This window comes from Gillisia lutea (genome assembly GCF_021568705.1).
Taxonomy (GTDB): Bacteria; Bacteroidota; Bacteroidia; order Flavobacteriales; family Flavobacteriaceae; genus Gillisia; species Gillisia lutea.
Window position 1 is genome coordinate 604,812 of record NZ_JAKGTH010000006.1, and the last position, 19,500, is coordinate 624,311.

15 protein-coding genes and 1 tRNA gene are annotated in these 19,500 nt (G+C 36.8%); 7 read left to right on the forward strand and 9 right to left on the reverse strand.

Annotated elements, in window-relative coordinates:
- Positions 1-7: 7 nt before the first annotated feature.
- Positions 8-595, forward strand: coding sequence for a riboflavin synthase (locus tag L1I30_RS02820; protein WP_236132730.1), 588 nt, complete (start codon positions 8-10; stop codon positions 593-595).
- Here L1I30_RS02820 and L1I30_RS02825 read toward each other — a convergent pair.
- The 5 genes from L1I30_RS02825 to mce form a co-directional block, all read right to left on the reverse strand.
- A complete protein-coding gene (locus L1I30_RS02825; protein ID WP_236132731.1) occupies positions 592-807 on the reverse strand; it encodes an Fjoh_0651 family PID-CTERM protein in 216 nt (71 codons plus the stop codon). The two genes, L1I30_RS02820 and L1I30_RS02825, sit on opposite strands and share 4 nt — an antisense overlap.
- Before the next feature lie 194 nt (positions 808-1,001).
- Complete coding sequence (locus L1I30_RS02830) at positions 1,002-1,970, reverse strand: early set domain-containing protein (RefSeq protein ID WP_236132732.1); 969 nt, start codon at positions 1,968-1,970, stop codon at positions 1,002-1,004.
- Positions 1,967-2,929, reverse strand: a complete 963-nt coding sequence (locus L1I30_RS02835) for a hypothetical protein (protein WP_236132733.1) — start codon at positions 2,927-2,929, stop codon at positions 1,967-1,969. The genes L1I30_RS02830 and L1I30_RS02835 overlap by 4 nt, the downstream gene beginning before the upstream one ends.
- A gap of 149 nt (positions 2,930-3,078) precedes the next feature.
- A tRNA-Ile gene (locus tag L1I30_RS02840) sits at positions 3,079-3,152 on the reverse strand.
- 56 nt (positions 3,153-3,208) lie between these two features.
- Positions 3,209-3,613, reverse strand: a complete 405-nt coding sequence (mce, locus tag L1I30_RS02845) for a methylmalonyl-CoA epimerase (RefSeq protein ID WP_236132734.1) — start codon at positions 3,611-3,613, stop codon at positions 3,209-3,211.
- Between the two features lie 102 nt (positions 3,614-3,715).
- Between mce and rbfA the strand changes: the two genes are divergently transcribed.
- Both rbfA and L1I30_RS02855 read left to right on the forward strand, forming a co-directional pair.
- On the forward strand, positions 3,716-4,108 hold the full coding sequence (gene rbfA / locus L1I30_RS02850) for a 30S ribosome-binding factor RbfA (protein ID WP_236132735.1): 393 nt from the start codon (positions 3,716-3,718) through the stop codon (positions 4,106-4,108).
- A 1-nt stretch (position 4,109) separates the two neighbouring features.
- Positions 4,110-5,315, forward strand: coding sequence for an ABC transporter permease (locus L1I30_RS02855; protein ID WP_236132736.1), 1,206 nt, complete (start codon positions 4,110-4,112; stop codon positions 5,313-5,315).
- Here L1I30_RS02855 and dusB read toward each other — a convergent pair.
- The 4 genes from dusB to L1I30_RS02875 form a co-directional block, all read right to left on the reverse strand.
- Positions 5,312-6,304, reverse strand: a complete 993-nt coding sequence (gene dusB / locus L1I30_RS02860) for a tRNA dihydrouridine synthase DusB (protein ID WP_236132737.1) — start codon at positions 6,302-6,304, stop codon at positions 5,312-5,314. The genes L1I30_RS02855 and dusB overlap by 4 nt on opposite strands.
- A 76-nt stretch (positions 6,305-6,380) precedes the next feature.
- Positions 6,381-8,810: a TonB-dependent receptor domain-containing protein gene (locus L1I30_RS02865; RefSeq protein ID WP_236132738.1), complete on the reverse strand. Its 2,430-nt coding sequence runs from the start codon at positions 8,808-8,810 to the stop codon at positions 6,381-6,383.
- 150 nt (positions 8,811-8,960) lie between these two features.
- Positions 8,961-11,909 (reverse strand): serine hydrolase domain-containing protein, encoded by a 2,949-nt coding sequence (locus tag L1I30_RS02870; RefSeq protein ID WP_236132739.1) that lies wholly within the window; start codon positions 11,907-11,909, stop codon positions 8,961-8,963.
- A 35-nt stretch (positions 11,910-11,944) separates the two neighbouring features.
- Positions 11,945-13,072, reverse strand: coding sequence for an acyltransferase family protein (locus L1I30_RS02875; RefSeq protein ID WP_236132740.1), 1,128 nt, complete (start codon positions 13,070-13,072; stop codon positions 11,945-11,947).
- Positions 13,073-13,375: 303 nt separating this feature from the next.
- Here L1I30_RS02875 and L1I30_RS02880 point away from each other — a divergent pair, with 303 nt between their 5' ends.
- From L1I30_RS02880 to L1I30_RS02895, 4 genes are read left to right on the forward strand one after another with little or no spacing between them, the layout of a single operon-like run.
- Positions 13,376-14,650 (forward strand): ROK family protein, encoded by a 1,275-nt coding sequence (locus L1I30_RS02880; protein ID WP_236132741.1) that lies wholly within the window; start codon positions 13,376-13,378, stop codon positions 14,648-14,650.
- 42 nt (positions 14,651-14,692) lie between these two features.
- A complete protein-coding gene (nagB, locus tag L1I30_RS02885; protein ID WP_236132742.1) occupies positions 14,693-16,630 on the forward strand; it encodes a glucosamine-6-phosphate deaminase in 1,938 nt (645 codons plus the stop codon).
- A 22-nt stretch (positions 16,631-16,652) separates the two neighbouring features.
- Positions 16,653-17,597 carry an N-acetylmuramoyl-L-alanine amidase gene (locus L1I30_RS02890; protein WP_236132743.1) on the forward strand — a complete coding sequence of 315 codons (945 nt, stop codon included), beginning with the start codon at positions 16,653-16,655 and terminating at the stop codon, positions 17,595-17,597.
- 40 nt (positions 17,598-17,637) lie between these two features.
- The gene (locus L1I30_RS02895) at positions 17,638-19,476 is read left to right on the forward strand and encodes an outer membrane protein assembly factor BamB family protein (RefSeq protein WP_236132744.1); all 1,839 of its coding nucleotides are present in this window, start codon (positions 17,638-17,640) and stop codon (positions 19,474-19,476) included.
- The last annotated feature ends 24 nt before the right edge of the window (positions 19,477-19,500 follow it).

The window sequence follows — 19,500 nt, forward strand, 5'->3', positions numbered from 1 at the left end:
TAGCAGCATGTTTACGGGAATTATTGAAGAACTGGGAGAAGTTAAAGAATTGATTCGTGAGAATGAAAATCTTCACATAATAGTAGAAGCCAAAATGGCATCAGAACTAAAGGTAGATCAGAGTGTCTCCCACAATGGAGTGTGTCTTACCGTAGTAGCTGTTAATAACTCTACCTATACCGTTACTGCTATTAACGAGACCTTAGAGAAAACAAATCTGGGAAAACTTAAAGTTGGCACTGCTGTTAATTTGGAACGAGGAATGAAACTGGGCGCCAGACTTGATGGCCATATCGTTCAAGGTCATGTAGACCAAACCGGAGAATGCCTGAATATTAGTGAGGAAGGTGGAAGCTGGGTCTTTACATTTAAATATGATCCCTCTCAAAGCAATATCACTATAGAGAAAGGGTCTATAACAGTGAATGGTGTTAGTTTAACGGTGGTGAATTCTAAGAAGAATGAATTTAGTGTAGCAATAATCCCTTACACTTATAATCACACCACTTTTAAACACCTTAAAAAAGGTGATGTTGTTAATTTAGAATTCGATGTTATTGGGAAATACGTAAAAAGACTACAAGAACTGTCTTAAGCGGGTTTCTTATTTCTTAAAACATAAACCCCAAGTAACACACCTGCAATTATTAGCACAGGAATGTAATCATCTATTGGAAGGCCGGGAGGTGGTGGTATTCCCTGCTTTTGAGGGGTAGGAGGTTCTTGTTCTGCAACAGCAAGGCAGTTTCCACACATCATAAGCAAAAAAAACAGGGGGAATATATTTCGCAAAATGGTATACCTCATAGTCATGCGCAATTTACTACAAATTTGAATCCAAAAAAGAGGATTTGAGAGATATTAACGTAAATATATGGAACTTGGTTTTAGATAAGGTATTAAATATCAGTATTTTCAATTAACAATTGATTCTAAGCTTATTATAAAATTCTTATTTATATATATACTTTCCAAAAAGTTTAAGTGGTATTAAAAATTTTCTATTTCACCATACAAACCGAATTGATATTTCCATCACCATCATATTCCTTCACTGAATTATCCGGATCTAGCACCCATTGTCCATCTACAATGAATTTATAATGATGCTTACCACCGTGTAGTTTTATGGTTCTGGTCCAGCCTGTTTCAGTCCTTTTCAATTTAATGGCATTACTAGACCAATTACTGAACGAACCTGAAAGAACCACTTCTTTAGCATTTGAATGACCTGGAAGATAAAATTTAACCGACTTTTTAATGTTTATTGCAGAGTTATATCCATTAAATTCGTTCCGTCTCTTATAAGGATTTGCTTTATCCTCTACCCAATTCCCGTCTATGATAAATTTATACTCGTAAATATCAGGGCGCAACTGCAAAGTAAGCGCCCAACCCGAATCGGTTTTTTTCATTTTAAACGCTTCTTCATTCCAACGATTAAAGGTTCCGCTTAAGATCACCTTTTTAGCATCGTGATGCCCCTTTAATTCAAAATGAGCGTTTCCGTTCTCATCGGGGTGAGCTGTGAACATTTTCAAATTATAAACATTCAATCGGGATCCATCTCCATCAACAGCAGGAGTGATGTTAGCATCCCTTCTGGAAGGTTCTGCCCAATAGGCATTATTGACCACAAATTTGAATTCCCAGGCAAACTCATCAGTAAAATCATCAATTTTTTTTCTGAGTTCATACCTGTTAGGTCCCACTTTTTTCATGACCCATTTCTTCTTTGACCAGCCATTGAAATTTCCCGAAACCACAACACTCTGAATAGCTAAGTCGTTAAAATCCCGCAGATCTCCCGAAATATCATCAGTTGCCTTTTCATATTCTCTGCTATCAAAAGAAAACACCACCTCATCCCCCTCTATTCTATAACCTTTATATTCTTTATCCTGAGAAAAAGAGATAAGGGAGGCGAAGAGAGCTATGATGAAAATAATATGTTTTGTATTCAGTTTCAAGGATTAAAATTTAAAGGAAAATCGATAAAATATAGCATTTTCTTTTGATAATTAATAATGGTTCTTTTTTGCGCAAAGAACTGATAGCCTAATATTCCATCTAAATGTGTGCCAAAAGCTTCCTGCATTCTACTGAGATTAGTAAGGATGGTGTTCATAGGACCAAAATATATGTTATCGGTCAATTTTATACCATAAAGTTTTCCTGCAAGCACTTCTGCTTTTTCACCACCTGATCCTACAAGAATGAGCTTTTTATTTGGTAAAAAGAATTTCAGGATCTTATTATTCCCATTTTTATTTATCTGGTTAAATTCGGCGCCACTATCCAATCCAAATTTCATTTTATTCCCGTCGATATAGGTATCTAGAATTATGGTATGTCTATTAAGCCTAAATGCTATACTATCGGTGATTTTTTCAAGATACACTTCTTTGTCCAGCTTCACCCCATTCTTATCAACCTTGCTAAGGGTTATCTGATTTAAATGAAGATCAATAAAAACCTCATATTCTTTAAGGATGTTATAACCGATAATCCCCAATAGATTCATTTTTTTCCTCTTTTCGATATGAGAAAGATCAATAACATCAGAAGTGGCGTTATTAATGCTAAAATTTTTCAGAATAAATTCTTTTAAATTTCGCGTATATACTCCATCTATACTTCTTATCACTCCCGAAGTAGATGTGCTTTTTCGAGAGCTATAAAATCTTTGTGAAAAATGCACCTTGTTCAAAATAAGGCTTTCTGAACCGGTATCAATTATAAAATTCCCTTTTTTATCAAGCAGTTCTGCCTCAACTACAATTAAGTTATCAATCAATTTAAAAGGAATTCTGGCGGTATATTCATTTAGAATTTCGGCTTTCGGAAAAACAAGACCTTCCTCGAATTCGGTAGCTTGAGAAGAAAAGCTTCCTAGTAAGATTAATATGATAAGTAAAGACTTCCTCATATATAATAGACCCTAAATTTAAACGGAAGTTACAGGAAGTTATTAATTTTTAACGGATTAGGAATTAGATTATTTCACCCCTCGCTAGCCCCTAAAATAAAAAAATCCCTACAAACGTACTGTTTATAGGGATTCATATGTGTATTCTGTGGTCCCACATGGGCTCGAACCATGGACCCCCTGATTATGAGTCAGGTGCTCTAACCAGCTGAGCTATGGGACCTGTAACGGAGGGCAAATTTAGATAAATGCTTATTACGCACCAAATAAATTATTTAATTATTTCGCAATTTCTTGACATAACTCTACCAACACGCCATTAGAACTCTTTGGGTGAAGAAATGCCACCAACTTATTATCGGCTCCTTTCTTAGGTTCGGCATTCAATAAAACAAAGCCTTCCCTCTGTAAACGAGACATTTCCGCATAAATGTCTTCAACATTAAAAGCTATATGATGTATCCCTTCTCCACGTTTCTCTAAAAATTTCGCGATAGGACTGTCGGATCTGGTAGCTCCTAATAATTCTATTTTACTCTCTCCAACTTTAAAAAATGAGGTGTTTACTCCTTCACTTTCCACTTCTTCCATTTTATAACTCGCTGTTCCCAGCAAAGCTTCATAAGTTTTATTTGCTTCGGCAAGATCTTTTACCGCTATTCCAATATGCTCAATATTTTTCATTTAAACTGGTATTTGCTAATTTCACAATATCACAATTGCAATTACAATAAGTATTTCAGCTTATAAAAATACTATAATCTTTAAATATGCTACTTTTGCAACATGGAAACAAATAGACAAAAAAAAATAGGTGGGGTTTTACAAAAGGATTTAGCAGAAATCCTTCAAAACCACTTGAGAGATTCTGGGGTTACGGGTATTTTGATCTCAGTTTCTAAAGTTACCGTTACTACCGATCTTTCAATAGCAAAAGCATACCTTAGTATCTTCCCTTCTAAAAATGCTGCGGAAATATTAAAGGAGTTGAATCTTATTAAATCGAAGATAAAGCACGAAATGGCTCAGCGCACCAAAAATCAGTTGAGACGCATGCCAGACATGGAATTCTTTATTGATGATTCTTTGGAATACATCGAGAACATCGATAAATCTATAAAAGGAGAAGAAAATCCTATTACTCAGCCAGATTTATTAGATAAAAGGAAAAAATCCTAATTTGAATTTTTCCCTGTACATCGCCAAGCGGTACCTTTTTTCCAAAAGCAGTAATAATGCCATTAATATTATAACTGTTATTGCGGCCATTGGTGTTTTTGCAGGGGCATTCTCCTTATTTATAGTATTATCGGGTTTTTCGGGGCTGAGAGATTTCAGCTTGTCTTTTTCAAATGAATTTGATCCCGATCTCAAAATCTTTCCGGCTATAGGAAAGACATTAGAATTTCCGGAGGAAAAAGAGGATAAAATCCTTAAGCTTCAAGGAGTTGATTCTTATTCAAAAGTCATTGAAGAAAGGGTATTCTTAGAATTCAATTCTAAAACACATACTGCCTTTATTAAAGGCGTAGATACTAATTATCAGAAGGTCAATAAAATTGACAGTTCTTTGGTTTTTGGCACCTGGCTTAGTACTAACGATTATCAGGTAGTGATAGGAAATGGGATCTCCCGTCTGCTATCGCTTAGTCCTAACGACTATAATAATTTACTGAATATTATGGTTCCTAAGCCTGGAAAGGGGCAAATCACCAATCCTACCGATGCTTTCAATAAAGAGAGTGTAGTGGTTACCGATATTTATAGTGTTAATGAAGAACTGGACAGTAAATATGTTTTTACAACACTTCCTCTTGCAGCCGATCTTCTAGATATGAAATTAGGAGAAATCTCGGCTGTGGAAATAAAAACCACTCCGGAAACCGATATTGAGCTTTTAAAAACCGATCTAGAGAAGCTATTTGATACTCCTGTGGTAGTAAAAAACAGGGCACAACTAAATGAAACGCTTTACAAGATGTTAAATACCGAAAACCTCGCGGTATATCTTATTTTCACTTTGGTTTTAATAATTGCGCTCTTTAATGTTATTGGATCCATTATCATGGTGATCTTAGATAAACGCGAGAACATACAAACCCTTAATAAACTTGGAGCCAATCCTAATTCTATTAGAAATATCTTCTTTTTCCAAGGTGCACTTATGACGCTTGCAGGAGGGATTATAGGTTTATTGTGCGGCTTACTGGTAGTATATTTACAAATAAAATTCCAGCTGGTAATGATTACTCCCAATTTACCTTACCCGGTAAAGATAAAACTTGAAAATATTCTCATCGTCTTACTTACTATCGGTATTTTAGGAATGTTAGCTTCTTATATAGCCGCTAGCAGAAGTAAAAAAGCGCTTACAGTTCAGGCTTAAACGAATTCGAAGCCGGCAAATTCCTTTTCAACTTCATCAAACGCTGCAAAAACATCAATCGAATCATCGCTAGTAACCATTTTTGCACGATACTCTTTAAAATGAGGAATGCCCTTGAAGTAATTGGTATAATGTCTACGGGTTTCAAAAACCCCTAATTTCTCCCCTTTCCAGTCGATAGCCATTTCTAGATGCCTTCTGGCAGCCTGCACGCGTTCTTCTAAAGTTGGTGGCGCTAGATGCTCTCCTGTTTCGAAATAATGCTTCACCTCTCTAAAAAACCAAGGGTAACCAATACTTGCGCGCCCGATCATCGCCCCATCCAATCCGAATTTATCTCGCATGAGCATGGCTTTTTCAGGAGTATCCACGTCGCCATTTCCAAAGATTGGAATATGCATACGTGGGTTGTTCTTTACATCGGCAATCGGCCCCCAATCGGCTTCTCCTTTATACATTTGTGCCCGGGTACGACCATGAATTGCGATAGATTTTGCTCCTACATCCTGCAAGCGCTCGGCAACCTCCACAATTTTTATAGAATCATGATCCCAACCAAGTCGGGTTTTAACGGTAATAGGAAGGTTGGTATGCTTAACCATGGCTTCGGTAAGCGACACCATTAGGTCGATATCTTTCAGAATCCCTGCACCGGCACCTTTAGAAACCACTTTTTTAACAGGGCATCCAAAATTGATATCTATAATATCTGGTCTGGACTTTTCGACGATCTCTACAGATTGCAGCATAGATTCCAGATTGGCACCAAAGATCTGGATACCAACGGGACGTTCCTTTTCGTAGATATCCAACTTCATGACGCTTTTTGCCGCATCACGAATCAATCCTTCCGAGGAAATGAATTCGGTATATACCACATCTGCCCCCTGTTCCTTGCATAAAGCACGAAAAGGTGGATCACTCACATCTTCCATGGGTGCTAAAAGCAACGGGAAGTCTCCTACATCTATATTTCCAATTTTTGCCAAATCCTCTGTTTTTCAGGTGGCAAAATTACTAAATAAATCCTTTGGTTGAAAATAAGAAGTGTAGAGCTTTAGCGAACTATACTTTATCCAAACGTTCGCTTTCTTCAGCATCGATGGCTCTGCTGTTATCATTTAGTTTAAAATTACCGAATTTATAGATTACACCAAATTTGAGCATTCTAGATTCGGGCTTCGCGAAAAAGCCGTTATTCTGATTTAGATATTCCGATTTCAAGGGAATATTCATCGAATTGAAAGCATCTTCCAGGTTAATGGTGGCAGTAAGTCTGGAGTCGAAAAAGGTCTTTTTAAGTCCTACAGTTAACCCGTATTGAGGATCGTCGTATTTATATGATCCTGCAATAAAAGCAGGTAAATAAGTCCCAATAACTTCTGCAGAAAAACTATGATCTTTAGAAAGAGTGAAAGAGTTGTAAGCCTGAATATAGGTGCTCAAAACATCATTTTTCACCAATTCGCCTCCACTTTCTAATGCCGGGAATTCATTTTCCATATAGAAGAAAGAGGCGTACGTGGAGATCATCCACCAATCTTTCAAATAGGAATAATAGGTGATATCAAAACTGAACTGCTGTTCGTAATTCATATTCAAATTTACGGCTCTTAAATTCCTGTTCACATTATCCTGAAAAGGGATGAGGGCGATAGGGTTTTCTGCCCGGTCCCAATAAAGATCAAAGAACCAGGTGTTCTTATAATTATAATTTAAGCTGATCTTATTGGAAATGGAAGGCATAAGATCTGGATTTCCATCCTGAAAACTCTTCTCATTTATAAAATACCTGTACGTATTTAAGCTTTGGAAACTTGGTCTGGATATTCTTCTACTATAATTCAGTCCAAAAGAATGATCTTCTGCAGCTGCATAAGTAAGATAGAAAGTTGGAAAAAGTTCAAAGTAGTTCTGAGTGTTCACAGTTCCAAAAGTTCTAGAATCTCCCTGAACATTGGTGTATTCTCCACGAAGCCCCAGCTTCATGCCCCACTTTTCCCAATCTTTAGAAATACTGGCATAACCGGCGTAAATGTCTTCATCATACGAAAGATCATCAGAAAGTGCCGAATTAAAACTGCTAATTCCATTATTTCTGCTGAAAAAATCCTGACCGCTCTCATTTCTTAAACCCGAATATTTCACACCAGTTTCAAAACTCGTAGACCCCAGCGGTGTAGTTATATCGATCTGCCCGGTGTAAATATCGCTGAACTGATAACCTTCTGTTGCAAATGTATTTTGATTTAGAAGATTCCCATCTGATAGAAAATAATCAGTTCGAATATCCTGATTCATATCATCACTATAATCAATATAGTTTGCAACCGCCGAAAGCGTTCCATTCTCACCTAACTTGGTATTATAGGTGGCACTTAAAAGCACATTTTCAGTATCATTCTTAAGCTTACTGTTGGTTGTAAACAATGAATCTAAAGTATTTGTTGCGCTATATATCTCTGTTAAACCTTTTATATCTGAATCTTTCTTAGGAGTAAAAAGGAGATTTGCGCTAATACCTAACGAACTTGTTTCACTAAGTGTAAAATCCATAATGGTATTAAGACTATGTGAAGAACTTTCAGTATTTCTTTCAAAATCTGTAATCCACTGAGAGTCTACATCGTTATTTGAGTTCGGCTTGAAAAATTCAATATAGCTGTCATCATTCTTATAATCATCCCTTTGGTTATAATTATAGCTGGCGTAAAAGTTTAACCAGTTATTCTTGTAGTACTGACTTGTTCCTAGATTATATTTTGGAACGACCGCGATGGTATTTGAAGCATTAATGCTTCCTTTATAACCTATTGAGATATTCTTAGAAGTTGTTATATTTAAGATCACTCCGCCCTCAGCATCATACTTTGCCGGGGGATTGGTGATCACCTCAACAGTCTTTACATTTCCTGCTGAAAACCCTTCAAGCAGCTGCTGAAGTTCCTGTGAACTGAGATAAACCTTCCTGTCATTAATATAAACCGTGGCTGGCCTGTTCTTTACTAGTAAATTTCCCTGGCTAACAATCACGCCGGGGGTTCTCTTCAATATATCGAAAGTGTTTCCTGTAGATAATGTAGTATTTTCTACATTGAAGACCAACCTGTCTACCTTCCTGCTAATCTTTGGTCGCTGTGCATTCACCACAACTTCATCCAGGTCATTTTCAGACTCTTGTAGAGTGATATTGTCTAAATCTTGGTTGCCACCGATATTTATCTTTTTCAGGTAATCTTCATAACCAACAAAACTTATTTGTAAAAGATACTTACCATCAATAACATCTTCAATTATAAATTCACCATTTTCTTCAGAGACCGTTCCTTTATAAACAGTGGTAGAATCTTTTGCGTGAAGCAAAATGACATTCGCAAAAGCTACCGGATTCTTGTCTTTATCTATTATATTTCCATTCACGGTATTTTGTGAAAATACCTGCATGGATAGCAGCATTACCAAGCTGTAAAGGAGAGGGAAAGCAAGTTTGTTCATTAAAGAATATTAGGAGTTTCAAGGCTTATTAAGCTTTGTATTGAAACAAATATACTATTTCTTTAAAAACCTCTAAATAATTCCTAATTAATTTGAAAAAACTCTGATAACTCTAACATCTACATAAACCCTCATAATACTTATACAATCCTAATTTTTCATAGCATCATAAATTGCCTGTTGGATATTGGTTCGGGTGTTTAATGAATACAATCTTGTATTATCTCGTGTTGGCAAAACTCGGTTTGAAAGAAACAGGTACAATAAATCGGTTGCAGGGTCCATCCAAACCATAATTCCTGTAAAGCCAGTATGCCCATAACTTAGTTCACTTGCATCTTTAGCGGCATTTCCATTCTCGGTACGTTCTCCCAAAGAAGGCTTATCAAAACCTAAACCTCTTCTATTGTCATTTTCGGGAAACTGATACTTTGTAAATTCTTTTAAGGTTTCTTCTGAAATATACTGAACACCTCCATACGATCCTCCATTAAGATACATTTGCAGAAGTTTTGCCAGATCGTTTGCATTTGCAAAAAGACCGGCATTGGCTGAAACTCCACCCATCATAATCGCGCCTTCATCATGAACTGACCCGTGAATTGATTTTTTCCGAAAGAAAAAGTCGTTTTCAGTAGGTACAATCCGGTCTATTGAAAATTTATTGTTGGGTTTATAAGTAAGCGTAGTTGCTCCTAAAGGTGTATAAAAATTATCATCTACATAAGTTACAAAATCCTCTCCAGAGATCTTTTCCACAATCCCGGGAAGTAAATAGAATACCAATCCCGAATATTCATATTTTTTAACCTCCTTAACAGGTGATTCCTTTATAGCCTTATATATTTTAGATTGATAATTCTTATGAAGCCATAAATTACTGGCTACTTTCACAGGATATCGTGAGGAAGAATCCTTTTTAAACGTATGCCATTTATAGCTACCATTCTTTCTCAAAGTGTTTTTCCAGTAAGGAATCCAAGGCTGAAAACCCGCCTGATGTGCAAGTATCTGCCTAAATGGTACATTGGCTTTATTTGAATTCTTAAAATATGGTAAATAGGTATCGATCCCTGTTTCAAGATCAAATTTTCCTTCATCGTATAACTTCATTAAAGAAGGTAAAGCTGAAGAAACTTTGGTAACCGAGGCCAAATCATATATATCGGTGGTTTTTACTTTTATAGTATCACTGTATTTATGATATCCATATGCCTTATTCAAAATTACTTTTTGATCTTTTGCTATAAATAACTGTCCGCCTGGAATCGCCTTTGCATCCATAGCCTTTTGCATTAAAGAATCAACCTTTTGGTACAACAGTTCTGAATTTAACCCTGCATCTTCCGGTAAGGTATATTTAAAACGGAGTCCGCCTTTTACTTCTAAGCCTTCTCCACTCTTAAATTTTTCCCCTACACTCACAGGAAGTTTCCCATTTGCGCTAACTCCTCCAAAAATAAGCTGAGCAGCCAGATCTTCTGAATTTTCACTATCCTGATACGTTAATATTAAAGCCTCTGCATTTTCAATATCCTTTACATCATCCATCACATATGGATTCTTAAAGAAGGATGCTATTGTTGTTTTACTTTTGATAAGTTCTGATAAGAATTCCTGAGCTTCCGAAGAAAGTTTTAAATCATTTCTTGGGTATGAGCTATGATCATGAACCCCTGCAATTACAAGGTTGTAATTATTAAGTTGCTCTTTTATTGCTGAAAGTTGCTCTGGAGTTACTTCATTAGGAACATTAAAATTATCTACTTGTGCATAAAGAGATAAAGATTTCTGAAACTTGCTTTCCTTTTTCTTACCAAATGAAATCGCCGCGATCTTTAAGGTATCAAGCTTTTGAAGCGGTAGAATTTGTTGCTCATTTTTAAGAACAGTTAACGAAGCTTCGGTTAATCTTCTGTTCAGCAACTTAGCTTCCGGAGTATTTACATCTTCAATAATATTCTCTAAAGATGTGGGCTGATAATTATTTAATCCCACCCATTGTTTAAGCGCCAGTATTTTTCGGCAACGATTGTCAATATCGGCTTGGGTGATAAGGCCTTTTCTCATTGCTTTGCGCACTTCCTGTATAGCCTTTGGTACAGCCACTGTGAATTCCAATAATCCATTTCCTGCCAGAATAGCATCTTTATCTACAATTCCCGGAGCATTGTCTTTAGTAACACCTTTCATATTCATGGCATCGGTAACAATTAACCCCTTAAAGCCAAGTTCCTCTTTCAATAATCCCGAAATAATTGGTTTTGATAATGTAGAAGGAACGCCTGTAGAGTCTAATGCCGGTATGTCTAAATGTGCTACCATTACTCCGCCAATTCCTGCTTTAATAATTTCTCTGAAGGGATAAAGCTCTGTAGTATCCAGCCTTTTTCTCGAATGATTTATTTGTGGGAGCGCATAATGAGAATCGGTATCGGTATCTCCATGACCAGGAAAATGCTTGGCTGTAGGTAACACCAAATTATCTTGCAACCCACGCATATAAGCAATTCCCTTTTTTGCAACATTGTATTTATTCTCACCAAAAGACCTGTAGTTAATAACAGGGTTATTGGCATTGTTGTTTACATCTACTACAGGGGCAAAATTAAGATGAAGCCCTACTCTTTTAATTTGTCTGGCTACCTCAACTCCCATATCGTAAATTAGCGAATCTTCCTGCATGGCACCTAAGGCCATCTGAAATGGATAGCTGATAGTAGTATCCAATCTCATACCCAAACCCCATTCGGCATCTATAGCGCCTAATAATGGAACTTTTGAAGCAGCCTGATATTCGTTCATGAGCTTGGCTTGCCTAGCCGGCCCACCCTGAAAGAAGATTAAACCTCCTATTTTGTTTTCGGTAATTTGCTTTAAGATCTCTTTTCTATGTTCGTCATCCCTATTAGAGTAGGCTGCAATCATGATAAGCTGGGCAATACGTTCATTAGGTGTTAATGTAGCCATTACCGAGTCTACCCAAGTACTGTGCTCGTATTGTAAAAATTCAGGTGATTGAGCCTGAGTTTGCGCACTCACACTTGAACTAAGTAATAGACTTGTAAGAACAATACAAGCAGATTTTAAGATTTTCATATTGAAAATTGATTTTAATTATTAGTGAAGCTTCTTCACACTTTTATATAAATATTCTTTTTATCCATGACATAGCCTACCAGCCACATCAATAACATATAACAAACGGCAAAGGCCAAAGATGCATTGTAGGGCGTAAGGTGATTTAAAAATATATTATTGTAAAGCCATGTTTTTGACGCAATTCCATCAATTCGTATAATATTCATCAACATGACCACTATCCCTGAAAGGGCGAAAATAAATAGCGGATTCTTTCCGAAGACCTCAAAGAAATACGTCCATCTCTTAAAGTTCCAAAGCTCAATTATACTTATTAAGGCAGCTATAATTACTAGATCCCATCCTACACTTAATAATACATACGAGCTCGTCCAGATAGGTTTATTAATAGGAAAGAAAGGGTTCCAGATGTAGGCCACAATAATTAGTACTATCCCTGCCACTATAAGTTTCCACACTGTGGAGAATGTGTTCCCAGATTTTTGAATGAACATTCCTGTTATATACCCTGCAACTACATTTACCACCGCAGGCAAAGAACTTAATAAACCTTCAGGATCGAAGGTTACGCCGAAACCTCTCCAAAGATTTTCCGGTCTAAATATGAGTAGGTCAAATTTTAAAGCAGCATTTCCAGTTAAACTATATGGCTCGGGATGTGTGCCAAAAACATACATTATTAACCAATATCCTGATAAAATCCATAGACTCACTAGAGCAGCGCCCTTCAATTTAAGATAATGAATAAGTAAAGAGGCCAACAAATAACACACCGCGATACGCTGTAAAACTCCCATAATGCGCATATTGACCAGATTCTTAAACACAAGGTCTCCTGCTTCATTTCTGTAAACAAAAGGAAAGGCACTTAGAAAGAGTCCGATTAAAAAGATGAGAGCACTACGCTTTAATACTTTTTGAAGAAAGGCTGTATGAGATTTGTTTTGATATTTTTTCAAACTAAAGCTCATAGCATTTCCAACTACAAATAAAAATGAGGGAAAAACAAGATCGGTAATTGTAAACCCATGCCAGGCGGCATGTTTAAAGGGTGCATAAATGGTCCCCCAACTTCCTGGTGTATTTACTAAAACCATCAAGGCAATGGTTAATCCTCTTAAAACATCTAAAGATAGATAGCGAGTAGATTTTATTGCCATAGTAGGGTTATATTAAGTTTTACAGCTTGTTAAATTTATTTTTCTTAATATAAATTTGCTTTATCTCCTTTAAAATCAACGTAGAGCTAAAGATTAATTAATAAAAAAGAAACTTTATTTTTAAAATGAAAGTTTAAAAATATAAATTTTAAATAAATAATCAATCTTTTATAAAAAAATAGGTAAAGTCTTTTCAGAAAATTTTATTTTACATATTTTTAGAAAAAATTAACTTTTAGCGCGAAGTATGTTTTTAGCCCTAATAGTAAATGATATAACAATTATTCAACCGAAAGATTAAATATGTCTCAAGTTTTACCTGATTTCTTAATGAATAACGACCCGCCATCAGGGCTTAGTAATGTAGAACGCAAAAAATACTTACAGAAGATACGTATTATAAAACACCTTTATTTAAATGGTGCAAATACCAACGCAGACATATGTAACACTTTTAATGTAAGTCTGCCAACCTCCATGTCTTTGCTTAATCAATTGGTGGCAGATGGCATTGTTTCAAAACAAGGAAGAGGAGAATCTGTAGGAGGTAGAAAACCTGATCTTTTTGGATTGAAGAAAAACATCTTCTTTGTGCTGAGTATTCAGGTAGAGAAATTCAAAGTGAAATTAGCCATTTTAGATAATACGCATCAAATACTTCACGAAAAAACCGTTAAGACCAAAATATCTAAAGATTTTAAAAGTGTAGATGTCCTATATAAATACGCTTCAGAATTAATAAAAACTTCTAAGATAGATACAGAAAAACTCTTGGGTATAGGAATTAGCATGCCTGGGCTGGTATCTTCGGAAGAAGGAAGAAACTTCACCTATTTTATTAGTGATGAAGAACCTGAATCACTTCAGAGTGCTTTAGAGAAAAAGTTCAAAAAACCGGTGGTTATCCTTAATGATGCGAAAAGTGCCTGTTTAGCAGAATGCCGATTCGGCCTTGCCAAGAACAAAAACAATGTTCTGGTAATTTCAATGGATTGGGGAATTGGACTTGGAATTATAATGGGCGGTAAAATGCATACCGGTGCTTCTGGATTTGCGGGTGAGTTCGGGCATATTCCCATGGTGGAAGACGGATTGCTTTGTCACTGTGGAAAACGTGGATGCTTAGAAACCGTAGCCTCAGGATTTGCGCTCGTTGAAAAAGCAAAACAAGGAATAAGAAATGGCCAAAACTCCATTTTAAGCACTTTAGTGCATGAAGACTTAGATAAATTAGAGCCACAGGTAATAATTGAAGCTGCCAATAGAGGCGATCAATTTGCTATAAATGTACTCTCGGAAATAGGTATAAGCCTTGGGAAAGGTATTGCAATTCTAATTCAAATTTTCAATCCGGAATTAATCATCCTTGAAGGGAAAATTGCTGAAGCAAAGCAGTTCATTATAACACCTATCCAGCAATCTATAAATACTTATAGTATGATCCAGCTTAAAGAAAGAACAGAAATCTCCCTTTCAACATTGGGGAAAAACTCCAGTTTACTAGGTGCAACCGTTGCGGTTATGGATCATATTTTTAAAGGACAAATAGCAAGTGTAAAATCACAAATAGTTAAATAACCCTACTTACTTAAACTATCAACAGAAGAATTTTGTTTTATTATGGCCAGATTAAATTTACTAGAAGAAACCCGATTTGAAAAGTTACCGGTTAGCGTATACGCAGATGAGCATATTGCCTCCAAAGCTGTTGCTGCCAGGATAGCTTCCCTAATAAAAAGAAAACAGGCCGCTGGAGAACAAGCGGTTCTAGGTTTAGCAACGGGTGCAACTCCCATTGAAGTGTATGCAGAACTTATTCGCCTTCATAAGGAAGAAGGTTTAAGCTTCCAAAATGTTATTACCTTCAACTTAGATGAGTACTACCCTATGCAACCTGATGCCGTACAGAGTTATGTGCGATTTATGGATGAAAATCTTTTTAACCATATAGATATCAAGAGAGAAAATATTCATGTTCCAGATGGAACCTTGAAAAAAGAAGCAATTGCCGACTACTGCTTAGCCTATGAACAGCAAATTACAGAAGTAGGAGGATTAGACCTACAAGTACTAGGAATTGGTAGAACCGGGCATATTGGTTTCAACGAACCGGGATCTGCTCCAAATTCAGGAACCCGACTTGTAACTTTAGACGATCTTACCCGTAGAGATGCTTCCAGAGATTTTGGAGGGAAGGAAAATGTGCCTACCAAAGCCATTACCATGGGAATTGGAACCATCTTTAAAGCACGGGAAATTATTTTAATGGCCTGGAGCAAGAAAAAAGCTCCCATTATTAAAAAAGCTGTAGAAGGAGAAATCTCAGGAAATGTTCCTGCAACTTATTTGCAACTTTCTGATAATGTAGAATTCATTCTTGACACTGAAGCGGCTTCAGAACTTACCAGGTTTGATATTCCATGGTTGGTAAAAGACTGTATCTGGGATGAACAACTCATCAAAAAAGCGGTTATCTGGTTATCTTCAGAAGTAGACAAACCAATATTAAAGCTAACCGATGAAGATTACAACAATCACGGGATGGCGCAATTGGTTACCGAAAAAGGACCTGCTTACAATATAAACATTCAGGTTTTCAATAAATTACAGCACAGTATTACAGGATGGCCGGGAGGAAAACCTAATTCTGATGACTCTCAACGACCTGAAAGAGCAGAGCCGGCTAAAAAACGCTCTCTCATCTTTTCTCCACATCCCGATGATGATGTAATTTCTATGGGGGGAACTTTTATTCGATTGGTAGATCAGGGACATGATGTACATGTGGCCTATCAAACATCTGGGAACACCGCTGTTTGGGATACCGATGTGCTTAGATATATGGAATTTGCAATAGATTTCGATAAAAGTATTGGAAAAGATACCAAGGAACTCACAGCTATTTATGAGAAAATGAGAGTGTTCCTGGAGAAAAAACAGCCTAACGAGATCGATCTCCCGGAAATTAGAAATGTGAAAGCATTTATCCGAAAATCGGAAGCAATTGCAGGAGCCAGATATGCCGGACTTCAGGATGAGAATATCCATTTTATGGCGCTTCCATTCTATGAAACGGGGAAAACAGTTAAAAATCCGGTTACAGAAAAAGATGTGCAATTAACCATGGAACTGCTTCAGCAAATAAAACCGCATCAAATATTTGCCGCGGGAGATTTTGCCGATCCTCATGGAACTCATATTGTTTGTTTCAGAATAATTATTGAAGCCCTTACCAGACTCAGAAAAACCGAAGAATGGACAAAAGACTGCTGGTTATGGATGTATCGCGGAGCATGGCTCGAATTTGAAACTCATGAAATTGAAATGGCGGTGCCACTTTCTCCACAGGAAGTACAACGCAAGCGAAATGCAATTTTCCAACACCAGTCTCAAAAAGATAGACCAGTATTCCCTGGAGACGATGAGCGCGAATTCTGGGTAAGAGCGCAGGAAAGAAATCACGAGACTGCGGTGAATTATCACAACCTGGGTATGGCTAATTATGAAGCCATGGAAGCCTTTGTGCGCTGGAAATTTGATGAAAAAAATACCTTATAAGCTCACTTAATATATACATTAAATGAAACATTTACCAAGTCTGGTTGCGATACTACTGCTTATTGCTCTTATTGCTTCCTGTTCATCTAATCCTTATTCTAAAACCAATAGGGTCTATAAAAAGCAAGCTAAGGAATACGGAAAACAGTTAAGTAAATTTCCCATAGAGCATAGTGAGAAAGAGGCTACCTTGAATTTTGGTGAATATGAAGTTGGTACCACCAATTTCAATTTAAGAAAGCCAAATTATGTTGTGATACATCATACAGCGCAGGATTCGGTAGCCCAAACCTTGAAAACCTTTACTCTGGTGCGAACACAGGTAAGCTCGCATTATGTAATTGGAGATAATGGAGAGATCTATCAAATGCTGAACGATTATTACAGAGCATGGCACGGAGGTTCCGGACAATGGGGAAATAATACCGATCTTAACTCTTCTTCCATAGGAATAGAATTAGACAACAATGGGTCGGAAGTGTTTTCTGAAGCGCAAATACAGAGTTTAATGCAACTGCTAAAAGTTTTAAAGGAAAAATATAATATCCCGGCAGCCAATTTTATTGGACATTCGGATATTGCTCCTACTCGAAAAGTGGATCCTAACAGGAATTTCCCTTGGAAGCAACTTGCTGAAGAGGGCTACGGACTTTGGTATGATGATATTCCTTTTGTAAGTGTGGAAGATACCCTTGTAACGGAGAAGGAAATAGTTAAAGAAGTACCGATTTTAGAAGAGCCTACGGTAGAAAATGATAGTATTTTTGAAGTGAAAGAACAAAAAGTAGTTTCACCGCTAGATGTTAGCCCGGAGATCGCTTTGAAGATCATTGGATACGACACCAGTAATATGGATGCAGCAATACGAGCCTTCAAACTTCATTTTATACAAACAGAGGTTAATGCCAATCTCACAGACAGTGACCTTAAGATTTTAAATAACTTATATAAGAAGTATTTGAAATAAATCGCTTCACATCTAACCTCAGCTAAAAAAATTAGATATCATGAAAAAACTGTTTTTTTTAAGTTCAATTTTTTATCTGTTCGTTCTAAATGTCACGCTGGCGCAGGAATTTAAATTTGCATTTGTATCAGATACACATATTGGAACAGAAACCGCTGCTGAAGATTTAGAAAGAACTGTGGTCGATATTAATAATCAAAATGATATTGAATTTGTGGTGCTCACAGGGGATATCACCGAAATGGGTACCGATATCGAGCTGGCTGAGGCTAAAAAACTATTAGATAAGCTTGATGCTCCCTATTACATCGTTCCCGGAAATCACGATACAGGTTGGTCGGAGTCTGGCGGAGTGAGTTTTATCAAAGAGTTTGGGTACGATAAATTTGTGTTTGAGCACAAAGGCTACAAATTTATTGGATGCGCTTCTGGGCCCTACGTTCGAATGTCGGATGGGCACATTCCAAGAGATGCCGTAGTTTGGTTGGATGAAGTGCTTAATCAAACTCCTAAAGATCAGCCTATAGTGTTTGTAAACCATTATCCGCTAGACAACAGTCTGGATAATTGGTATGAAGTTATAGACAGACTAAAAGAATACAATACTCAGTTTGCAATTTGCGGACACGGACATAGAAATAAGGCCATGGATTTTGAAGGAATTCCGGCTACTATGAGCCGATCAAATTTAAGAGCGAAAGACACAATCGGAGGGTATAATATTGTAGAAGTTACTCCAAAAATAGCCAGCTTTAAGGAAAGGATTCCTGGAAAGGAAACACTGCCTGTTTGGAGAAGTATAGACTTAGGCAATAGAACATTTTCCAAAAATATTGACTTCGAACGGCCTACTTATGCCGTAAATGACAGTTTTCCAGAGGTTAAAAAAATATGGAGCTATCACTCTAATGCCAACGTAATCTCTACTCCTGCCAATACAAAAGACTTGGTTATTTTCGGAAATAGCACCGGGCTTATTGAAGCACTATCAATTAAAACCAGTGAAAAAGTATGGAATTATAAAACAGAAGGTGGAATATTCTCATCTCCGTCAATCTATAAGAATACTGTAATTCTGGGATCGGGTGATGGATATATCTATTGTTTAAATTCTACCGATGGAAGCTTGGTTTGGAAGACTAAGACCGAAAAATCTGTTCTGGGTTCCCCATTAATTAACAACGGGATTATTTATATAGGTGGTAGTGATGGAAAATTTAGAGCTTTAGATGCCAATACAGGAAAAGAAATCTGGAATTTTAGTGAATTGAATGGACCTGTAGTGAGCACTCCCCTTATCCATAACGGGAAAGTGATTTTTGGAGCTTGGGATAAAAACCTTTACGCCTTATACCTTGAAGATGGGAGTTTGGCTTGGAAATGGTCGAATGGCTCTGCTAATAGAATGTTCTCCCCTGCCATGGTAATTCCAGTGGCATTTGATGATGTGATTTATATTGTAGCTCCAGACAGATATATTTCTGCAATTAATGCTACTTCCGGAGAAACGCTATGGAGAAGCAATGAAGCTACTGTGCGAGAATCTATCGGTATTTCCGAAGATAATAGCCTTATTTATGGAAAAACCATGAACGATGAGATAGTTGCTTTTAAAACCGGTAAAAATAAAGCAGAACTTGCCTGGAGAAAGGATTTTGGTTTTGGATATGAACATGTACCTTCTATGCTGATAGAAAAAGGGAAGTCACTTTATTTCGGCACTAAAAATGGGGTTGTTTACAGTATAGATCCTACCACCCAAACCCACAATTGGTCATATAAAATAGATAATTCTATGGTAAACACCGTTAATGTTCTGGATGAGCATCAACTGGTGGCTGCAACTATGGATGGTAAAATCGTAATGCTTTCCTGGTAACTAAAATTTTGAATAAGCCTTAAA